The organism is Lentzea sp. NPDC051838, assembly GCF_040681245.1.
In the GTDB taxonomy this organism is placed as follows: Bacteria; Actinomycetota; Actinomycetes; order Mycobacteriales; family Pseudonocardiaceae; genus Lentzea.
On record NZ_JBFAYI010000001.1, the window covers coordinates 579,886 to 596,763 of the forward strand.

At 69.8% G+C, this 16,878-nt stretch carries 17 protein-coding genes; 3 read left to right on the forward strand and 14 right to left on the reverse strand.

What is annotated here, in order from left to right; translation table 11 throughout:
- Positions 1-41: 41 nt before the first annotated feature.
- Positions 42-1,694, forward strand: coding sequence for a choice-of-anchor B family protein (locus AB0M24_RS02390; RefSeq protein ID WP_363759803.1), 1,653 nt, complete (start codon positions 42-44; stop codon positions 1,692-1,694).
- A 46-nt stretch (positions 1,695-1,740) separates the two neighbouring features.
- A complete protein-coding gene (locus AB0M24_RS02395; RefSeq protein ID WP_363759806.1) occupies positions 1,741-2,613 on the forward strand; it encodes a hypothetical protein in 873 nt (290 codons plus the stop codon).
- Positions 2,614-2,615: 2 nt separating this feature from the next.
- Here the strand turns inward: AB0M24_RS02395 and AB0M24_RS02400 are convergent, their stop codons facing one another.
- From AB0M24_RS02400 to AB0M24_RS02455, 12 genes are read right to left on the reverse strand one after another with little or no spacing between them, the layout of a single operon-like run.
- Positions 2,616-3,218 (reverse strand): class I SAM-dependent methyltransferase, encoded by a 603-nt coding sequence (locus AB0M24_RS02400; RefSeq protein ID WP_363759809.1) that lies wholly within the window; start codon positions 3,216-3,218, stop codon positions 2,616-2,618.
- Between the two features lie 28 nt (positions 3,219-3,246).
- A complete protein-coding gene (locus tag AB0M24_RS02405; protein WP_363759812.1) occupies positions 3,247-3,984 on the reverse strand; it encodes an ABC transporter permease in 738 nt (245 codons plus the stop codon).
- Positions 3,985-3,986: 2 nt separating this feature from the next.
- The gene (locus AB0M24_RS02410) at positions 3,987-4,904 is read right to left on the reverse strand and encodes an ATP-binding cassette domain-containing protein (RefSeq protein WP_363759815.1); all 918 of its coding nucleotides are present in this window, start codon (positions 4,902-4,904) and stop codon (positions 3,987-3,989) included.
- A gap of 4 nt (positions 4,905-4,908) precedes the next feature.
- The gene (acpS, locus tag AB0M24_RS02415) at positions 4,909-5,277 is read right to left on the reverse strand and encodes a holo-ACP synthase (protein WP_363759817.1); all 369 of its coding nucleotides are present in this window, start codon (positions 5,275-5,277) and stop codon (positions 4,909-4,911) included.
- Entirely contained in the window at positions 5,261-6,436 is a 1,176-nt protein-coding gene (locus AB0M24_RS02420; protein WP_363759820.1) for an acyl-CoA dehydrogenase, read from the reverse strand. The genes acpS and AB0M24_RS02420 overlap by 17 nt, the downstream gene beginning before the upstream one ends.
- Positions 6,433-6,948: a hypothetical protein gene (locus AB0M24_RS02425; RefSeq protein WP_363759823.1), complete on the reverse strand. Its 516-nt coding sequence runs from the start codon at positions 6,946-6,948 to the stop codon at positions 6,433-6,435. The genes AB0M24_RS02420 and AB0M24_RS02425 overlap by 4 nt, the downstream gene beginning before the upstream one ends.
- A complete protein-coding gene (locus AB0M24_RS02430) occupies positions 6,945-7,841 on the reverse strand; it encodes a hypothetical protein (RefSeq protein WP_363759826.1) in 897 nt (298 codons plus the stop codon). The genes AB0M24_RS02425 and AB0M24_RS02430 overlap by 4 nt, the downstream gene beginning before the upstream one ends.
- Positions 7,841-8,098 carry an acyl carrier protein gene (locus AB0M24_RS02435; RefSeq protein WP_363759829.1) on the reverse strand — a complete coding sequence of 86 codons (258 nt, stop codon included), beginning with the start codon at positions 8,096-8,098 and terminating at the stop codon, positions 7,841-7,843. The genes AB0M24_RS02430 and AB0M24_RS02435 overlap by 1 nt, the downstream gene beginning before the upstream one ends.
- A 16-nt stretch (positions 8,099-8,114) precedes the next feature.
- Entirely contained in the window at positions 8,115-9,371 is a 1,257-nt protein-coding gene (locus AB0M24_RS02440; protein ID WP_363759832.1) for a diaminopimelate decarboxylase, read from the reverse strand.
- Positions 9,368-10,618: an ATP-grasp domain-containing protein gene (locus tag AB0M24_RS02445; RefSeq protein ID WP_363759835.1), complete on the reverse strand. Its 1,251-nt coding sequence runs from the start codon at positions 10,616-10,618 to the stop codon at positions 9,368-9,370. The genes AB0M24_RS02440 and AB0M24_RS02445 overlap by 4 nt, the downstream gene beginning before the upstream one ends.
- Positions 10,615-11,568: a 3-oxoacyl-[acyl-carrier-protein] synthase III C-terminal domain-containing protein gene (locus AB0M24_RS02450; RefSeq protein ID WP_363759838.1), complete on the reverse strand. Its 954-nt coding sequence runs from the start codon at positions 11,566-11,568 to the stop codon at positions 10,615-10,617. The genes AB0M24_RS02445 and AB0M24_RS02450 overlap by 4 nt, the downstream gene beginning before the upstream one ends.
- Before the next feature lie 49 nt (positions 11,569-11,617).
- Entirely contained in the window at positions 11,618-12,160 is a 543-nt protein-coding gene (locus tag AB0M24_RS02455) for a GNAT family N-acetyltransferase (RefSeq protein WP_363759841.1), read from the reverse strand.
- Positions 12,161-12,264: 104 nt separating this feature from the next.
- Between AB0M24_RS02455 and AB0M24_RS02460 the strand changes: the two genes are divergently transcribed.
- Complete coding sequence (locus AB0M24_RS02460) at positions 12,265-13,932, forward strand: condensation domain-containing protein (RefSeq protein ID WP_363759844.1); 1,668 nt, start codon at positions 12,265-12,267, stop codon at positions 13,930-13,932.
- On the opposite strand, the gene AB0M24_RS02465 is transcribed toward AB0M24_RS02460, so the two are convergent.
- Positions 13,915-15,036 (reverse strand): helix-turn-helix transcriptional regulator, encoded by a 1,122-nt coding sequence (locus tag AB0M24_RS02465; RefSeq protein ID WP_363759847.1) that lies wholly within the window; start codon positions 15,034-15,036, stop codon positions 13,915-13,917. The genes AB0M24_RS02460 and AB0M24_RS02465 overlap by 18 nt on opposite strands.
- Entirely contained in the window at positions 15,020-16,624 is a 1,605-nt protein-coding gene (locus tag AB0M24_RS02470; protein WP_363759850.1) for an AAA family ATPase, read from the reverse strand. The genes AB0M24_RS02465 and AB0M24_RS02470 overlap by 17 nt, the downstream gene beginning before the upstream one ends.
- Positions 16,625-16,878: the final 254 nt, after the last annotated feature.

Genomic DNA, 16,878 nt, shown 5'->3' on the forward strand with positions numbered 1-16,878 from the left:
GCGTCCTGAGCAGCCGGGATTTCCGTGAGGAGCCCAACTTCATGAAAACCCTGCGCCTGGGGGCGCTCGCGGTGCTGACGGCGTCCGCGATCGCCCTCACGATGTCGGGCGCCTCGGCGCACGATCCGGACACTCCCGAGGGACAGGCGGCGGCCAGAACGTTCATGGCCGACTTCCAGCCCGCCGAGCGGCACGCCGTCACGAACACGGCGGCCGGCGTGCCGTGCGTCAACGGCAAGGCCGACATCTACCCGTGCAAGAACGTGGACCTGCTCAGCGTCCTGCCGCTCGCCCAGATCGGCGGCGGCAACGGCAACGACATCTGGGGCTGGACCGACCCGTCCTCCGGCAAGGAGTACGCGATCGTCGGCCGCACCAACGGCACGGCGTTCGTCGACGTCAGCACGCCGACCGCGCCGAAGTTCCTGGGCAACCTGCCGTCCAACGGCGGCAGCAGCTCGTGGCGCGACATGAAGGTCTACAAGGACCACGCGTTCATCGTCGCGGACTTCATCACCGGCCACGGCATGCAGGTGTTCGACCTGACCCGCCTGCGGACGATCACCTCGCCCCAGACGTTCACGGCCGACGCGCTGTACAAGGACTTCGGCCCGGCGCACAACATCGCCATCAACGAGGAGACCGGGTACGCGTACGCGATCGGCTCCAACACGTGCAGCGGCGGCCCGCACATGGTCGACATCCGCACGCCGAAGCAGCCGAAGAACGCGGGCTGCGTCTCGCAGGACGGGTACACGCACGACAACCAGTGCGTGGTCTACCGCGGCCCTGACACGACCTACCGCGGCCGGGAGATCTGCTTCAACTCCAACGAGGACACGCTGACGATCGTCGACGTGACCGACAAGGCCAACCCGGTGCAGATCGCGCGCAAGGGCTACTCCGGCGCCCAGTACTCGCACCAGGGCTGGCTCACCGAGGACCAGCGGTACTTCCTGCTGGACGACGAGCTCGACGAGTCGCGCGGCACCGACAAGCGCACCAAGACCTACATCTGGGACCTGGCCTCGCTGGCCAACCCCGTGCACACCGGCGTCTACAGCTCGCCGGCCAGCGCGATCGACCACAACCAGTACATCAAGGGCAAGTACTCCTACCAGGCCAACTACCAGGCCGGGCTGCGGATTCTGGACGTCAGCGGTGTCGCCAACGCCCAGTTGAGCGAGGCCGGCTTCTTCGACATCTACCCGGCGTCGGACGAAGCCAAGTTCAACGGCGCGTGGAGCAACTACCCGTACTTCGCCAGCGGCATCGTCCTGGTGAACGGCATCGAGCAGGGCCTGGTCGTGGTGAAGCCGAACCTCGGCACGACCGAACCCCCGCCCGCGGGCAAGAAGTTCGAGAACACGGCCGACGTGCAGATCCCGGACAAGGGCGCGGCGGTCACGTCGTCGGTGGCCGTCTCCGGTGTCACGGGCAAGGCCCCGTCGGCGCTGAAGGTGAACGTGGACATCAAGCACCCGTACCGCGGTGACCTGGTGATCGACCTCGTTTCCCCGGACGGCGCCACGTTCCGGCTGAAGGCGTCGAGCAACGACTCGGCGGACAACGTGCTCACCACCTACACCGTCGACGCCTCGGCGAAGACCGCGGACGGCACCTGGCAGCTCAAGGTGCAGGACGTGGCCAGCGCTGACACGGGCTACATCGACGCGTGGAGCCTGCAGTTCTGAGATCAGGGTCGTGGGTGGTTGCCCGGCAGCCACCCACGCCCGAGGAGTGGCCTTGCGCAAGCTGAGTTTCGTGGACTGGATCTTCGCCCTGGTGGCCGTTGTCGTGGTGGTCGGGGGAGCGGTGATGATGTTCGGCCGCACCACACCCCCGGCGCAGCACCAGAACATGGGCCCGGTCGTGCCCGCCTCGCACAGCGACGGCCTGTCCGAGAGCGAGTCCGGCTACCGGTTCGAACGGGTCGTGATGCCCGCTGATCGAGGCACCGCCGTCCCCGTCGCGTTCCGGATCCTCGGCGGCGACGGCATGCCGGTGACCCGGTTCATCGACAACCAGACCAAACAGCTCCACTTCTTCGTCGTCCGCGACGACATGCACGTGTTCCGCCACGTCCACCCCGTGCTCGACGGCGACACCTGGCGCACCTCGGTGGACCTGCCCGACGGCGGCGCCTACCGCATGTTCGCCGAGTTCATCCCGCTCGACACCAAGGATCCGCTGCACCCGGTCGTGCTCGGCGTGCCGTTCAGCCTCGCCGGTGACACCGACCTCGTGCCGGTGCCCGCACCCGACGCGTCGTCGCGGACCGAATCGGGGTACACGGTCACCCGCGTGGACGAGCCCGCCGCGCTGCCCCTGATGAGCGAACGCAAGCTGCGCTTCGCCATCCGTGCGCCGGACGGATCGCCTGTCGAGGCGCTCGAACCGCATCTGGGCGCCAACGGGCACATGACGGGTTTCCACACGATGCTGCTGTCCGCGACGCACCTGCATCCCGTCGAGCCGCTCGGCGCACCGCTGATCAACGGCGAGCTGACGTTCCGCGCCGTGTTCGCCGAGCGCGGCGAGTACCGGCTGTTCCTGGAGTTCCGCCACGGAGGAAGGCTGCACACGGCAGCGCTCACCGTCGCCGTCGAGTGAAGTCAGCCCACGAAGGTCGCCACCACGGACGCGGCCGAGGGCGTGACCTTGACCTCGGCGGCACGCAGCCGCGGGTGGTCCAGCCAGTACAGGCGGGCGTCGTCGGGCCGTCCTTCGTGCACGGGCGGCCAGGTCGTCATGGGGGCGAAGTCGTCCAGGACGACCACGCCACCGAGCCGCAGCCAGTCCGCGGGCTCGAGTGGTGGCTCAGCGCCCTTGCCCTGACCGCCACCGTCGAGCACGAGCAGATCGAACGGCGCGCTGCCGGCCAGCTCCCGCCAGTCCCCGGTGAGCACCTCCACCCGCGGCTCGTCGGCGAACACCGCGGCCGCGATCCCGGCTCGCTTCGGGTCTCGTTCCACGCTGACGATCCGAACGTCCGGGCGCGCGCCGGAGACCAGCCACGCGAGGCCGACCCCGCACCCGGTGCCGGTTTCGCCGATCACACCGGCGCCGACGCCGCCCGCCAGCGTCCGAAGCAGCTGACCCTGCTCGGGGCGACAGGAATGTGTGAAACCGGCTTGGCGAGCCGCCCGCACCGCCGTGGCGACCAACGGCGGAAGATCGGCGCAGTGGTCGTAGGCGGCAGTCCCTGAATCCGTCACGAGCCCATCGTGCCCCAGCCTGGGGTCGTCAGGCCGCCTCACGACGGAAGACCTGTGCTCCCCAGGCGATGGCCAGTCCCGCCATTCCCGTCGCCACGAGGAAGCCCGTGAGAACGTTGCCCGTCGCGTAGTGGCCCAGAAACGCGTCGCGGATGCCGTCGACCACGTACCGCAGTGGCGTGAGGCGCGAGACGACGTCGAGCCACGGCGGGGCCAACGACATGGGCAGCAGGATGCCGGACAACAGCAACAACGGCACGGTCACGCTGTTCAGCAACGGTGCCAACGACTCCTCGCTGCGCGTGGCCAGCCCGATCGTGTAGGACAGGCTCGCCAGGCCGGCGGTCAGCAGGGCGATCAACAGCACGCCGAGCACCGCGCCGAGAACCGGTGCGCGCAGGCCGAACGGCACGGCGACCACCAGCAGCACGCAGGACTGCCCGACGAGCAGCAACACGTCCCGCAGCACGCGTCCCAGCAGCAGTGCGAGCCGACTGACCGGTGTCACCCGCATCCGTTCCACCACACCGGACCGGACGTCGGCGATCACCGAGAAGCCGACGAACGCCGCACCGAACAGAGCCAGCTGTACGAGCAAGCCCGGGATGTACACCCGCCACGAGTCCGCGCCGAGGTCGAGGCCCTGCAACAGCGGCCCGAAGAAAACCAGGTACACCACCGGTTGCACGAGACCGACCACGAGCCACAGCGGACCGCGCAAGGACATCGCGAGCTGTCTGCGGAAGACCAGATACGTGTCGCGCATGATCACCCCACCACCACTCGGCCGGGCAGTTCCAGGGAACGGCCCGTCACCGCGCGGAAGACGTCGTCCAGTGTCGGTCGGTGCAGCTCTACCGAGGAGACCTCGAACCCGGCGTCCTCCAGCACCCGCAACAAGGAGGCCAGCGCGCGCGGACCGTCGGCGACGGTGAGCCGCACGGACGAACCGGACACGGCGACGGAGCGGACGAGGGGATGCGACTCCAGCAACGAAGCGCCACCGGACACTTCGACGGTGATCACGTCCCCCTGCAGCTGCGCCTTGAGCTCCGCGGACGTGCCGGACGCGACCACAGCGCCGTTGTCCACCACCAGCAGACGGTCGCACAGCGCGTCCGCCTCGTCGAGGTAGTGCGTCGTCAGCACGACGGTGGTGTCCGGCAACGCCCGCAGGTGCGCCCACAGGTCGTCGCGGCTGGTCGGGTCGAGGCCGAGACTGGGTTCGTCGAGCAGGAGCAGTGCGGGGGAGTGGACGAGGCCCAGCGCGATGTCGAGCTTGCGGCGTTGCCCGCCGGACAGGGAGGCGACGGGCCGACGCTCCAAACCGGACAGTCCGAACACCTCGCACAGTTCCGCGGCACGCGACCGCGGCACCCGGTACAGGTCGGCCTGGAACTCCAGCTCCTCCAGCACCCGGCAGCGCGGCTCGGTGCCGCCGGTCTGCGCCACGTACCCGATGCGCGACCGCACCAGCGCCGGCTCGGTCAGCAGGTCCGCTCCCGCGACCACCGCGGTGCCGGAAGTGGGGCGCAGCAACGTGGTCAGCATCCGCATGGTGGTGGTCTTGCCCGCGCCGTTGGGCCCGAGCAGGCCGACCACCTCACCCGCCGCGACGTCGAGGTCCACGCCGCGCACGGCTTCCACGTCGCCGAACGACTTGCGCAGGCCGCGTGCGAAGATCACGGCGTCACCACCCCACGGCGACGGCGGCGACCAGATCGCGCTTGTGCGTGATCGACACGCTGACCTCGCTGATCCCGGCCTCCGCCGCCGCTCGTGCCGCGGTGGCCGACAGCGTCACGCACGGCTCACCGCCGTCCGCGCGGGTCACCTCGATGTCGTGCGGCACAACGCCTTGGAACAACCCGCGGCCCAGCACCTTGAGCACCGCCTCCTTCGCGGAGAACCGGCCGGCCAGGAACTCGGCCCGCCTGGTCGCGGCCAGCCCGTCGGCGTGCGCGAGCTCGGCGTCGGCGAAGACGAAGCGGCGGAACCACTTCCGCCGGAGCAACGCGTCCAGCTCGTCCAGCTCGGTGAGGTCAACGCCCAGCCTCATCGGTGTCGCCCTCCCCGAAGAAGTCGTGCTTGAGCAGCCCCTGGAACACCGACAGCCGGTGCAGGTTGGACGTGCCCTCCATGAACTCGAACGCCCGCAGGTCGCGGTAGACCTTCTCGAGCCACGGGTGCTCGATCAGCGACGCCGGCCCGAGCAGCTCGGCGGCCAGCCTGGTGACCTGCTCACCGAGCTGGGCGGCGCGCATCTTGACCACGCCGATCCGGTGCGGGTTCACCACACCGCGGTCGATGTCGCCCGCGACGTCGAGGATCATCCGCCGCACCGCCGCCACCCGGTCGAACACGCCCTGCACGCGCAGCTCGTTCCAGCGCGACAGCGAAGGCTTGTGCTCGGTGAGGTAGTCGCACGCCGCCTGCGTGAGGCCGAGCGTCATGGCGGCCAGTCCGGGCCGGAACCGCAGCAACGCGTGCAGCGCGCCGTAGACCCCGCGCCTGCTGGGCGGACGGTGCCTGCCGAGCACGCGGTTGGCGGGAATGCGCACGTTGTCGAACCGCAGCGCGCTGATCCGCGCACCGCGCAGCCCGATCATGGGCAGCAGCTCGGCGTGGAACCCGTGCGCGGCCGGGTCGACGATCACCGCCTCGATGCCCCACGGTCCGGGCGCGCGACGGCAGAACACGACGCCGATCTGCGCCCGCGCGCCGTTGCCGACGTAACGCTTCTCCCCGTTCAGCAGCCAGTCGTCGCCGTCCGGGGTGAGCGTGGTCTCCAGCTCCAGTGCCGCGGATCCCTTGCCGGGTTCGGTGAGCCCGAAGAACGTCCACACCGGACCGTCGTGGGCCCGGCCGAAGAAGTGCTCGCGCTGCTCGTCGTCACCGAGTTCCCTGACCACGTCACGGGAAAGCCCCGCGCCCGGCCCGGCGAGAATCGCGCCGGGATCGCCGTGGGACAGGACCTCCAGCACCACGCACAACGCCGTGCACGTCGGGTCGAAAGGCTCGATCGAGGACGGGCGGCGGAACTCCGGCGGCGTGAACACCTGGTCCAGCACGGCGAACGCGGGCAGGTGAAGGAAGTCCGTGATGGCGTCCGGATCGCGGTCGAGCGCCAGGCCGACCTCGCGCAGCGCCGGCGCCACCTCGCGGCAGTGCGCCCGCAGCCGCAGCAGCTGGTCGTCTCGGCTCAGCAGGGTGGTCATTCGTTCTCCTGGTGCAGGTAGACGTTGCCGGTGACCTCGGCGAGGTGCAGGTCGCCGCCGGGCCCGGACACGAGGAAGCTGCTCGCGCCGAGCAGGCTCAGCAGCAGCCGTCCCGCGTCGACCAGCCCCTGATGAGCGCGCCACCTCGCATGCGGATCGTCAGTGGGCAGCGCGGCGTTCTCCCGCACCTCGACCGCGACGTCGCCGAGGGTGGCCTGGACGAGCTGGCGGTCGAGCAGCGGCGAGCCCTGCGACGTGCGCCCGCCCAGGTGTGTCATGGCGTGGTCGATACCGCGCTGGAGCAGGTCGCGGTGCAGCCCGAGCAGACCTGTGGCGAACCGGTCCAGCTCCTCGCCGTCCGACGGCGTCCCGCGCCCGACGCCAAGTCCGAAGCGGTGCAACGGATGGTCCGGCGAACTGATCCTGTCGGAAGAGGCGAGTGCCACCCCGCTGGGCGCGGTCACCAGGGCGTCGCCGTGCAACCGGTCGAGCTCCGCCGCATAAGAACTCATGTCGTGCCTTCCTGACTGGCACGGCGCAGCAGCGCCGCGTGGCTTCGCCCGGTGCGGGGATCGGTGTCGCACAGGACGAGTGCGTCGTGGGTTTGGGCCCACTCCTCGTGGTGGCGGGCCAGTGCCAGCCACACGCTGGTGCAATAGGAACCGGGCGGGACGCGGTGCACCGGTAGGTCTGGCAGGTCACCGGCGAACGGACCGGCGACGACCAGCGGCCGCTCGCTCGGCGCGGTCAACGGTCTCGTTGGATCTCCGGGCGCGGTGGCGGTCGCGGTCCTCGCCGGGTTGCCGTATGCGCTGGTGGTCGCCGCGCCCGTCGGGTTGCCGGACGCCAGCGCGGTCACCATCCCCGCCAAGTCTTCAGAAGCCGGTGGCACGGCCGTGATCTCCCACGGCCCACCATCCCCGAGCACCAGCACAGCGGCGGTGTCCGCCAGCCCGTCCCGAGCCAGCGGTTCTTCGTTGCCGAACGTGCCCTGCTCGACCACGACCACCGTTCCCACCGCGCAACGACCGGAGCGGTGATAGGCGGCAGCGACCCGCAACGCCGTGAACGGCGCACGCAGACCATGTTCGGAGATCGCGAAGTTCTCCGACCCGCCACCGAGCAGCTTGTCCACGTGCCCGCCGATCGACCGGAACGGGTAGTGGTCGGGCAGACCGTGCGCGACCACCACCAGATCGGGCTTCGGCGGCGCCGGTAACAGTTCCAGCGCCGACGAAGCCAGCTCCTGGAACAGGACTCCGGTACCGCGCGCCAGCCGTTCGGCGTCGAACTCCACCCCGAACGGCGCCATCAGGTCGCGCTGGTAGGCCAGCAGCCATTCGTCGGGCACGTACGGGTTGCGGTGCGTGGCGACCACCGCGCTCGCCGCCGTCAGGGTCAGCATCACACCGCGACGTCGAGGTTGGCCTCGAGGTAGTCGGCGAGCGTGCCCACCGTGCGGAAGTTCTCCATCTGCAACGACTCCGGGTCGACCTCGATGCCGGTGTGGTCCTCCAGTGCCATCAGCAGCGTGAGCACCGATGTCGAGTCGAGGTGCAGGTCCTCGAACAGCCGCGTGTCCTCCGTGGCGTCGGAGTAGTCGCGCTGCATGACCTCGGTGAGGGCGTTCGTGATCGTCTTGAGCACGGTCAATCTGTCCACAACAGACACTCCTTCGTCAGACCGGGATGAGTTGTTGCTTGCCCAGCAGGTCTTCCGCGGTGTCCCGCCGGCGCACCAGGTGCGGTGTGCCGTCGAGCACCAGCACCTCGGCGGGATAGCCGTGGCTCAGGAACAGGCCGGGGGAGGCGGACGGGCCGTACGCGCCGGAGCGTTCGACGCCCAGCAGGTCGCCTGGGTGGACCTCGGGCAGTGCGACCTGCTTCGCCACCACGTCGTTCGGGGTGCACAGGGGGCCGGTGATGTTGTACGGCCGGTGCGCGGGTTCCTCGTAGCGGGTCAGCGACCGCACCGGGAAGTTGCGCTTGACGAAGCTGCCGATGCCGACGGCAGCCATGTGGTGGTTGGTGCCGCCGTCGGCGACCACGAACCACTCGCCCATGGACTCCTTTACGTAGCGAGCCCGCACGACGTACGTGCCGCACCAGCCCACCAAATAGCGGCCGAGCTCGGTGATGACGCGGCAAGAGTTTCGGCCGAGGAAGTCCGCGACCGCCGCGTTGACGCCCAGCGCCAGCGCCTCGACGTCGAGGTCCTTCTCGTTCTCGAAGTACGGCACCCCGAACCCGCCGCCGATGTCGACCGTCTCCAGGTCGAACCCGAGCTCGGCGGACAGCTCCTCGGCGGCGGCGAGGATGCCGCGGGTGTTCTCCACGACGTTGCTCGCGTCGAGGATCCGGGTGCCCATGTAGCCGTGCACACCCATCACCCGCACGTGCTTCAACGAGCGCAGGAACGAGCGTGACCGCAGCAGCACGGCCTGGTCGATGCCGAACTGACGAGGCTTGCCTCCCATGGACAGGCGCGCGCCCTTCGCGGTGAACGACGGGTTCACCCGCAGCATCACGTCCACCCCGCCGGGCACGTGCAGGTCGTTGAGCTGCTCCACCTCGTCCAGCGACTCGCACACGACGGCATGCACGCCCATCTCCACGCACGCCAGCAGCTCTTCCCGCGACTTTCCCGGCCCGAGGAACAGGATGTCGCGAACGTCCGCGCCGGCCCGGTGCGCGGTGATCAGCTCCACCAGCGACGAGACCTCGATGCCCGCGCCGAGCGACCGCAGCACCGCGCAGATGCTGACGTTGGGATTGGCCTTGGCGGAGTAGAGAATGTCGACCCTCGGGTCGAGCAGGCCGCGCAGTGACCGGTACACCTCGCGCAGCACGTCGCCGTCGTAGACGTACAGCGGTGTGCCGAACTCCTCGGCGAGCGCGCTGATGGGATGTCCCTGTACGGCAAACTCCTCAGTCACAACGACTCCAGTGCGGTAGTGGTCGCGGCGTCCAACGCCTCCAGCGAGGCCCGGTCCGGGGCGAACGACATGGTGTAGAGCCGTCCGGCGGCCGCGGTGCCGAAGCACGTCACCACGACGTCGCGCGGCAGCACCCGGCGGACGTCGGCGAACCCGCTGTCGCCGATCGGGTAGTGCCTGGCCAGGCACGTGTGGCCGGGCGGAACGAGCCGCTCGACGACGCCGCCCTGGTAGGTCGACATGTTCAGCCGGGCGTTGATCTCCAGCACCGGGTACAGCACCTCGTCCACGCCCACGATCGCGTCCACACCCGCCACGCCGTGGAACCCGTCGCGGTGCAACCGGGCACCCACAACGTCTGCCGCGTGCCTCAGTTCTTCGTGCTGCGTCTCAGTCAGCTCGGCCGGCATGATGTGTCCCTTGTGGACACCGTGCTCGGTGAGCGCCTGCTTGACGAAGTCGAACGTCACCGAGCCGTCCCGCGCTAGGGTGAACTGGTAGTTCAGGTCGCACCGCTTCGGCAGCCAGTGCTCGACCACGACGTGCAGTCGGTCGTCGCCGGTGCGGGAGGCTCGGCGGTGCACCAGCTTGCGCAGACCTTGCACTTTGGCGGGTGAGTCGAGCACGACGAGTCCCTTGCCGGACACGCCGTACGAGTCCTTCACCACCACCGTGCCGCTCACGCCGTGCAGAGTCGAGTCGAACTCGGCGACCGATTCCACGGTGTGGCCTGGCACTGGGCGCAGTCCGGTGTCCTCCACCAGCCTCCGGCCGTAGATCTTGCCGTTGACACGCTCGAAGACATCGGCTGATGGCACTGCGAGAGGGATGCCCGCCGCGTCGGCGAGCTTCTCCTCGTCGACGGTCGTGCCCATCGGGAGGAGCTGCCTGCCGTGCAACGCCTTGAGCAGCTCCGGTGACCCGATGGCGTTCTCCGTCGTGGAACCGCCGGTACGGGAGGGCACGAGAACCTCAGGCAAGGAGAACCCGAGTTCTTCCGCGTACCGGCGGAAACCGGGGTCGAGGTCGTGCGACGCGATCAGCACGTCGTCCGGCCCGGCCAGCAGCGCGCCGAGCTGTTCCATGCGGCGCACGACGTCCGTGGACGCCGAGAGGGCGGCGGCGGGCAGCCCGACGTGGTTCGTCGCCCACCGGGCCTCGGCCTCGAAGTTGCACACCAGCGCCAGCGGTGTGGCGGGGGAACCGGTGAGCGCGGCCTTGATGGCCCGCAGGTAGTCGCTTGTCATCTGCCACCCCTGTGCTCGATCACCATCGCGGCGTAGGTGGCGCCGAGGCCGACCGACGTGAGCAGGTAGAGCCCGCCGTCGGTCAGCCGGCCCTCGTCGCGCAGCGTGGCGTAGTTGAGGAACGGGTCCGCGCAGCAGCAATGGCTGTAGCGCGCGATGTTGTCGAAGAACGCTTTCGACCTGGCGACGCCGATCTCGTCCAGCGTCCGCTGCCAGAGCAGCTTGCTCACGTTGTGCGGCACCAGCATCGTGATGTCGTCGAGCGTGACCCCGGCCCGGTCGAGGGCCTTGGTCACCGCTTCGGCGAGGAAAGCCACGTAGTTGTCGTTGAACTCCTTCACGAGGTCCTCGGCGAGGTACACCCCGTCGGACAGCAGCACCTGCGTCTTGGTGGCGTAGGACCGCACGACGTCGCCGGTGCCGCCGGCGCTCACGAGACACGCGGTCGACGCTTCACCGAGGATCGTCGTGTTGTTGACGACCCGAAACCGCGCGGTGACAGGCTTTTCGCCGGTGAGCACCAGCGCGCGTGCGTCCGGATCGTCGTCCGCCCTGAGCAGTTCGCCCGCGACGTCGATGGCGGCCAGTCCGCTCGCGCAGTGCTGCTGCGTGACGGCGAACGCCTCCGCGTCCGGCAGCCCGAGCGCCTGACGGATGACGTCGGCCGCGTCGATCGTCGACGGCGTCACGTCGAGCACGGTGTGCGCGTACAGGACGTACTTGACCACACCGGGATCCGGCAGTTCCTTCACGATCCGCTCACCCGCGGCGGCGACGAGGGCGAACACGTCGATCGCCGGGTCGTCGCGCACCTGGTCGAACCCGTGCAGGTTGCGGAACATCCGCACCACGTACTTGCCCAGCCCGAGCCGCTCGCCCAGATCCTCGATCGGTACCGACCGATCCGGTGTGAAGGCGGCGATCCGCTCCAGCGTGGTGACCCTCGACATGGGGCGGAACGCTAGGTCGGGTAGCGCCCCGCCAGCATGAGGGCTGTCCCTACATCTGACCCCTCAAGGGTTTCAGGAGACAGTCGAACTCAGGTCCGTCGGTGAACGCCGTGCGCGCGACCGGGCTCCAGCCCCAGCGCAGGTAGGCCGATCGCGCCGGCTCGTTGTCCGGTTGCACGCAGATCAGGCCGCGTTCCTCCGCGCGGTGTGCGAGGAAGTCGTCGTGCAGGGTGCGGGCGATCCCGTTGCCGCGCCACGGCCGCCGCACCATGATCTCCTGGATGAACACGGTGCGGCTGCCGGTTTCCTCGGTCACCGACGACGGCAGCGCGGTCTTCAACGGCGTCCACCAGCGGGTCCACCGCGGCAACGCCCAGCCGTAGAGGTACCCGGCGATCTCGTCGCCGTCGAACGCCGCGACCAGCTCGAACCCCGGCTGGCGCAACGCCACGACGAGCCGGTCGCGAAACCGTTCGTCGGAGAAGTAGTCGATGCCCGCGAACCGGGGTTCGCGATGCACTTCGCCGTGCACGGCGACAAGTTCGTCCAGCAGTTCGCGGGCATCCGGGCGGCGCACGGTCAAGACGGTCATGCCGCCGATCGTGTCGCCGCGTCCCGCCCCGGGCTACCCGTAACGGCGCCAATGCAGGGTTTCACCCCATGCTGTGCGCCGATCCGGTGTCTAGCGTGCGCGGAATGGGACAGCTCGAGGTGGAGTTCACCGGATCACGTGAAGGCTCTACGCCGGTCACTTTGGGACAGGCCAACGTTCTGGAGTGGATCGGCGAACAGGAGCAGGAACGCTCGGACATCCTGTGCCGGTTCGTACCCGTGCCCGACGGGTGCGGGCTGGAGGACATCCGGGAGTCGCTGGCCGTGCTGCTCGCGCGGCACGAGTCGTTGCGCACGACCGTCCAACCCGGTCCGGAGGCGGTCCAGACCGTCGTCAGCGAGGGCACGCTGGTCGCGGAGATCCACGAGGGCGACACCGAACCGGCGCTGCGCGAACGCATCGCGGGCACGCGGTTCGACTTCGGCCGCGATCTCCCGTTGCGGGTCGCGATCTCCACCCGGGACGGCAGCCCGCACGTGGTGGCACTCGCGTTGTCCCACCTGGCCGCGGACTTCGCGAGCATGGAGCTGCTGGCGGGTCAGTTCGGGCAGATGCTCGAAGATCCGGCCGCGCGCACCGTCGGGACTCCTGCGGTGCAGCCACTCGACCAGGCCGAGCACGAGTCGCAGTCACCGGCACGCCGCCGTGCCGAGTCGGCGCTGCGGTTCTGGGAGACGCAGTTGCGCCGCATGCCGCAGGCGATGTTCTCGCACCCGCCGCTGGGTCCGGCAGGCTGCCGGGAGGGCTACCTGAAGTCGCGCGCGGCGGGCCTAGTGCTGCCGTCCCTGGTGGCGCGCACGGGTGTCAGCCACTCGACGGTGTTGCTGGCGCTGGCGGCGACGCTGCTGGCGGTGCGCACCGGCAACCCGCTCGGCGCGCTGGTGTCCATCTGCGGCAACCGGTTCCGGCCGGGCATGGCGTCCTACGTCGGCACGATCGCCCAGGACGCGCTGGTGCCGTTCGAGCTCAGTTCGTCCACTGTGGACGACGTGGTGCGTGGCGTGCGGCTCGCGACCATGAACGCCTACCGCTACAGCCAGTTCGACGCCAGGAAGCTCTGGCCGGTGATGGACGCGGTGGCCGACGAACGCGGCACGCGGTTCCAGCGCGACTGCGTCTTCAACGACGTCGGCGCGCACCAGGAGGACCGCGTGATCGACCCGGCACCGCCGAACCTGGGGGAGGTGGCCGGAGCGTTGGCGGACACGGCTTTCCAGTGGCTGCCCGCGACCTCGTATCCCGTGGCCTGCTACTTCACCGTGATCCGGGCGGGCCGCGAGGTGGAGCTCGCGCTCTACGGCGACACCCGGTACCTGCCGGAGCCGGACATCGAGGCGTTCCTGCGCGGCGTGGAAGCTCTGGTCGTCGCCTCGGCGGAGCGGCCGGTACCGGTGGCGGAAGTGGCTGTGCTGACGGGGATCAGCCCGATCGAGCGCGGTGCCGGTTGGGTGTACCGGGACGCGTGCTGGGTGGAGATCGCTGCGGTGCAACTCCTGCTCGACGAGGTCGTCGACGGCCCGGCCCGCGTTTTCGACCACGACGGGGAGTTGGTCGCCTACGTCACCGAGCCCGTGACACCACGGGAGGTGCACGTCAGGTGTCTGGCCGCGTTGCCCGGTCGCTACACCACCGTGGCGCCGAGCCGGTACGTCGTGGTCTCCTGCGCCCCAACCGATCTCACCGATCAGGCGGCGTGGGCGGCCCAGCCGGTGGTGGCGGCGGGAACGGGCCGGTCAGCCGAGATCGCGTGAAGCCAGTCGTTGCGCGACCCCGACCCTGGACTTGACGTCCAGCTTCGTGAACACCCGCGCCAGGTGCGCCTCGACCGTCTTCACCGACAGGAACAGCTTCGTGGCGATCTCCCGGTTGGTCAGCCCGGCCGCCACGAGCTCGGCCACCTCGCGTTCCCGTCCGGAGAGGGCGTCCACGGTGCCGGCGGCTTCCGGACGACGAGGGCGGGGAGACCGGGCACCCAACCTGCTCTCGCTGTTGCGGACCGACGCGAGCAACCAGCTCGCGTCGCACGCCGCGTAGCCTTCCTTGGCACGCCCGAAGCCAGCCCGCGCGCCCTGCAGATCTCCTGCGGTGGCAAGGCTTTCCGCGCCCAATGCGAACGCCATCGCGACGTGCAGGGGAGACCCGGCACGGGTGAACCAGTCCGCCGCCGCCTCGGCCTCGGAGACGGACGCGGGCAGCTGGCCGCACTGCGCGAGAACCCTGGTGCGGGCCAGGTGCGCCAGTCCGCGGTGGAACGGCAGATCCAGCGCGGACGCCAGCCCCAGCGCCTGCTCGGACAGCTCCAGCGCCTCGTCCCACGACTTCAGCGCCGACTTCGCCATGGCCAACGACGAGCACCAGTGCACCGCCGCGAGATCGGCGGCCTCGGGACTCAGGTGTCCGGCGACCGTGGTGACGACCGCGGCCGGCCGGTCGGCGAGCAGCTGTGCCGTCACGACCGCCGCGTCCGCTTCGGCCGTCCACCACGCGGAACTGGGCGACGCGGTGGCCGCGAGCTCCAGCGCGGCATGCGGACCTTGTTGCCACACAGCGGTCCGCAGCCGCACCGCGGTCGCCATCGCCATCAGCTCCGCGCTGCCGATCGCGACCGCGGCGTCGTACGCGTCCAGCCCCTCCTGCCACGCCACGTCCAGTCGTCCGGTCCGCTCCGCCAGCGCCGAGCTCGAGATCAACAGGTACGGCATGACGTGCGCACGCCCGTTGCTGAGTGCGATCTCCTTGCCACGCGCGAGATGTCGCTCCGCGTTGCCGTACTGCTCGAGGTGCAGCTCCAGCCACGCCAGCGGCGGCAACACGTGCAGGTGATCACGCAGTTCCGCGTCACCCAGCCCGTCCACTCCGCGCCGCCTCCGCCAGCCGTTCGCGCGCGCTCGGCACGTCTCCTTGCAGCAGCGCCGCCAGTCCCTGCAACGTCGTGCCCGCCGCGACCTGCCCGCGGTCACTGTGGTCGAGTCCGTCCTCAACAGCCTCGCGAGCGTGCCTCGCGCACGCCACGAGGTCGCCCTGCAGGAGTTCCGCCGCCGCCAGCTCCACGATCAGCGGCCCGCCGCCCTCACCGCCCGCGAGAAGTTCGGTCTCCAGCAACGCCCGCGACTCGTCCAGCCGCCCGAGCAACCGATCGGCCAGCGCGTACAACCGCACCGCCTCACGCCGTTGCCCACCGGCGGAGTCCAGCACGTCGTGCAGGATCTCCCTGCTCTCCAACGGACGGTCGCTCACCGCCACGGCCCTGGCCAGCAACAGCACCAGCTCCGACCACCGCGGATGCGACGCCGGCAGCATCCGCACCGCCGTCCGCAACCAGTCCGCCGCGCACGCCGGCGCCGTCTCCATCACGGCGGCCGCAGCCTCCAGCAATGTCTCGGCCGCCTCCTGATCACCGGCACCCGCCCTGCTCAAGTGGTGCGCGCGCAACGCAAGCGCGCCGTCACGCCCCCGCAGGTGCACCTCCGCCCGGCGATGCGCGGCGATCCGCCAGGCAGGCCCAGCCGACTGATAGGCGGCGGCGCGCACCAGCGGATGCCGGAACCGGAACCGCGGGCCCACGTTGTGCAGCACGCCGATCGCCACGAGCTCGTCGAGCGCCTCGATCACCGCGCTCTCCGGCCTGTCCACGATGCCGACGACGAGGTCCAGCTCAGCCGGATCACCCGCGACGGCAGCGGCGTGCGCGGTGAGTCGTTTGTCGTCGTCCAGCGTCCGCAGCTCGGACGTCAGCAACGCCCGCAACCGGCGCGGCATGTCCTCCGGATCGCTCCGGTCAGGCGCGGCCAACGAGGCCAGCGTGCGCTCGTCGGCCAGTGCCAGCGCGTCGACGTACAACGGATTCCCGCCGGTGACAGCCACCAGCGACCGTCTCCGCCGCACCGGCAGATCCGGCAGCAGCTCCGCCACCGCGTCCTCGTCGAGCGGCGCCGGCGCCAGCCGGGTCACCGCCGCCCTGGTCCGCGCGAGCGCGCCCGGCAGCCCCGGCGGCACGCGATGCCCCTGGTACGTGACGGCCACCAGCAACGGCACCGCCGGCAGATCCAGCACCAGGTTCTCCAGCAACTCCTGCGACGCCTCGTCCGCCAGGTGCACGTCGTCCAGCAACAGAGCGAGACCCGGCGGCCGCGCCCGCCGCACCAGCACCTGACGCACCGCGCGGTGCACCCGGTGCGCTTCGGTATCGGCACCCATCGCCGTGATGACGGCGGCGATTTCCTCATCCGCTTCCGCGATCCCGAAACGCTCGGTGCGCGGGTAATCCCCGGCCCGTCCCAATACCAATTCCAGTGAGTGGTCTTCAACCGTTCGGGCTAGCTCGTCGAGCAGTCGGGTCTTGCCCATTCCGGTCTCTCCGTAGATCTCGACGACCTGCGGCTCACCAGCCACTACCCGTGCCACCACCTGGTGCAACGCGTCGATGTCAGATCGTCTTCCCACAATGGCTGACCTGGCGCCCAGCACGAAGTCCCCCGTGTTCCGCAATTCCACCAAAATGCGAACGCGTCGATGTTATGCACGGGTCATCGGCAACGTCGATCAGCTCATCGGACGCAACTGGTTCAACCATTGCGCATTGGGAAACGCTATTGCGCCGATAGCGGCCGCGACAGCAATTTCAGCAACCGATTCCACTAATGGAGTAGTGCCGGCTGCCTGGCGCGGCCAACTCGAGGTAGTTGTCGGCTAACAGT

Excerpts from the sequence above, each read along its gene's own strand:
- AB0M24_RS02425 (WP_363759823.1), bottom strand. The coding sequence starts at position 6,948 with ATGAGTTCTTATGCGGCGGAGCTCGACCGGTTGCACGGCGACGCCCTG.
- AB0M24_RS02455 (WP_363759841.1), bottom strand. The coding sequence starts at position 12,160 with ATGACCGTCTTGACCGTGCGCCGCCCGGATGCCCGCGAACTGCTGGAC.
- AB0M24_RS02390 (WP_363759803.1), top strand. The coding sequence starts at position 42 with ATGAAAACCCTGCGCCTGGGGGCGCTCGCGGTGCTGACGGCGTCCGCG.
- AB0M24_RS02460 (WP_363759844.1), top strand. The coding sequence starts at position 12,265 with ATGGGACAGCTCGAGGTGGAGTTCACCGGATCACGTGAAGGCTCTACG.
- AB0M24_RS02450 (WP_363759838.1), bottom strand. The coding sequence starts at position 11,568 with ATGTCGAGGGTCACCACGCTGGAGCGGATCGCCGCCTTCACACCGGAT.
- AB0M24_RS02445 (WP_363759835.1), bottom strand. The coding sequence starts at position 10,618 with ATGACAAGCGACTACCTGCGGGCCATCAAGGCCGCGCTCACCGGTTCC.
- AB0M24_RS02420 (WP_363759820.1), bottom strand. The coding sequence starts at position 6,436 with ATGACCACCCTGCTGAGCCGAGACGACCAGCTGCTGCGGCTGCGGGCG.
- acpS (WP_363759817.1), bottom strand. The coding sequence starts at position 5,277 with ATGAGGCTGGGCGTTGACCTCACCGAGCTGGACGAGCTGGACGCGTTG.
- AB0M24_RS02405 (WP_363759812.1), bottom strand. The coding sequence starts at position 3,984 with ATGCGCGACACGTATCTGGTCTTCCGCAGACAGCTCGCGATGTCCTTG.
- AB0M24_RS02430 (WP_363759826.1), bottom strand. The coding sequence starts at position 7,841 with ATGCTGACCCTGACGGCGGCGAGCGCGGTGGTCGCCACGCACCGCAAC.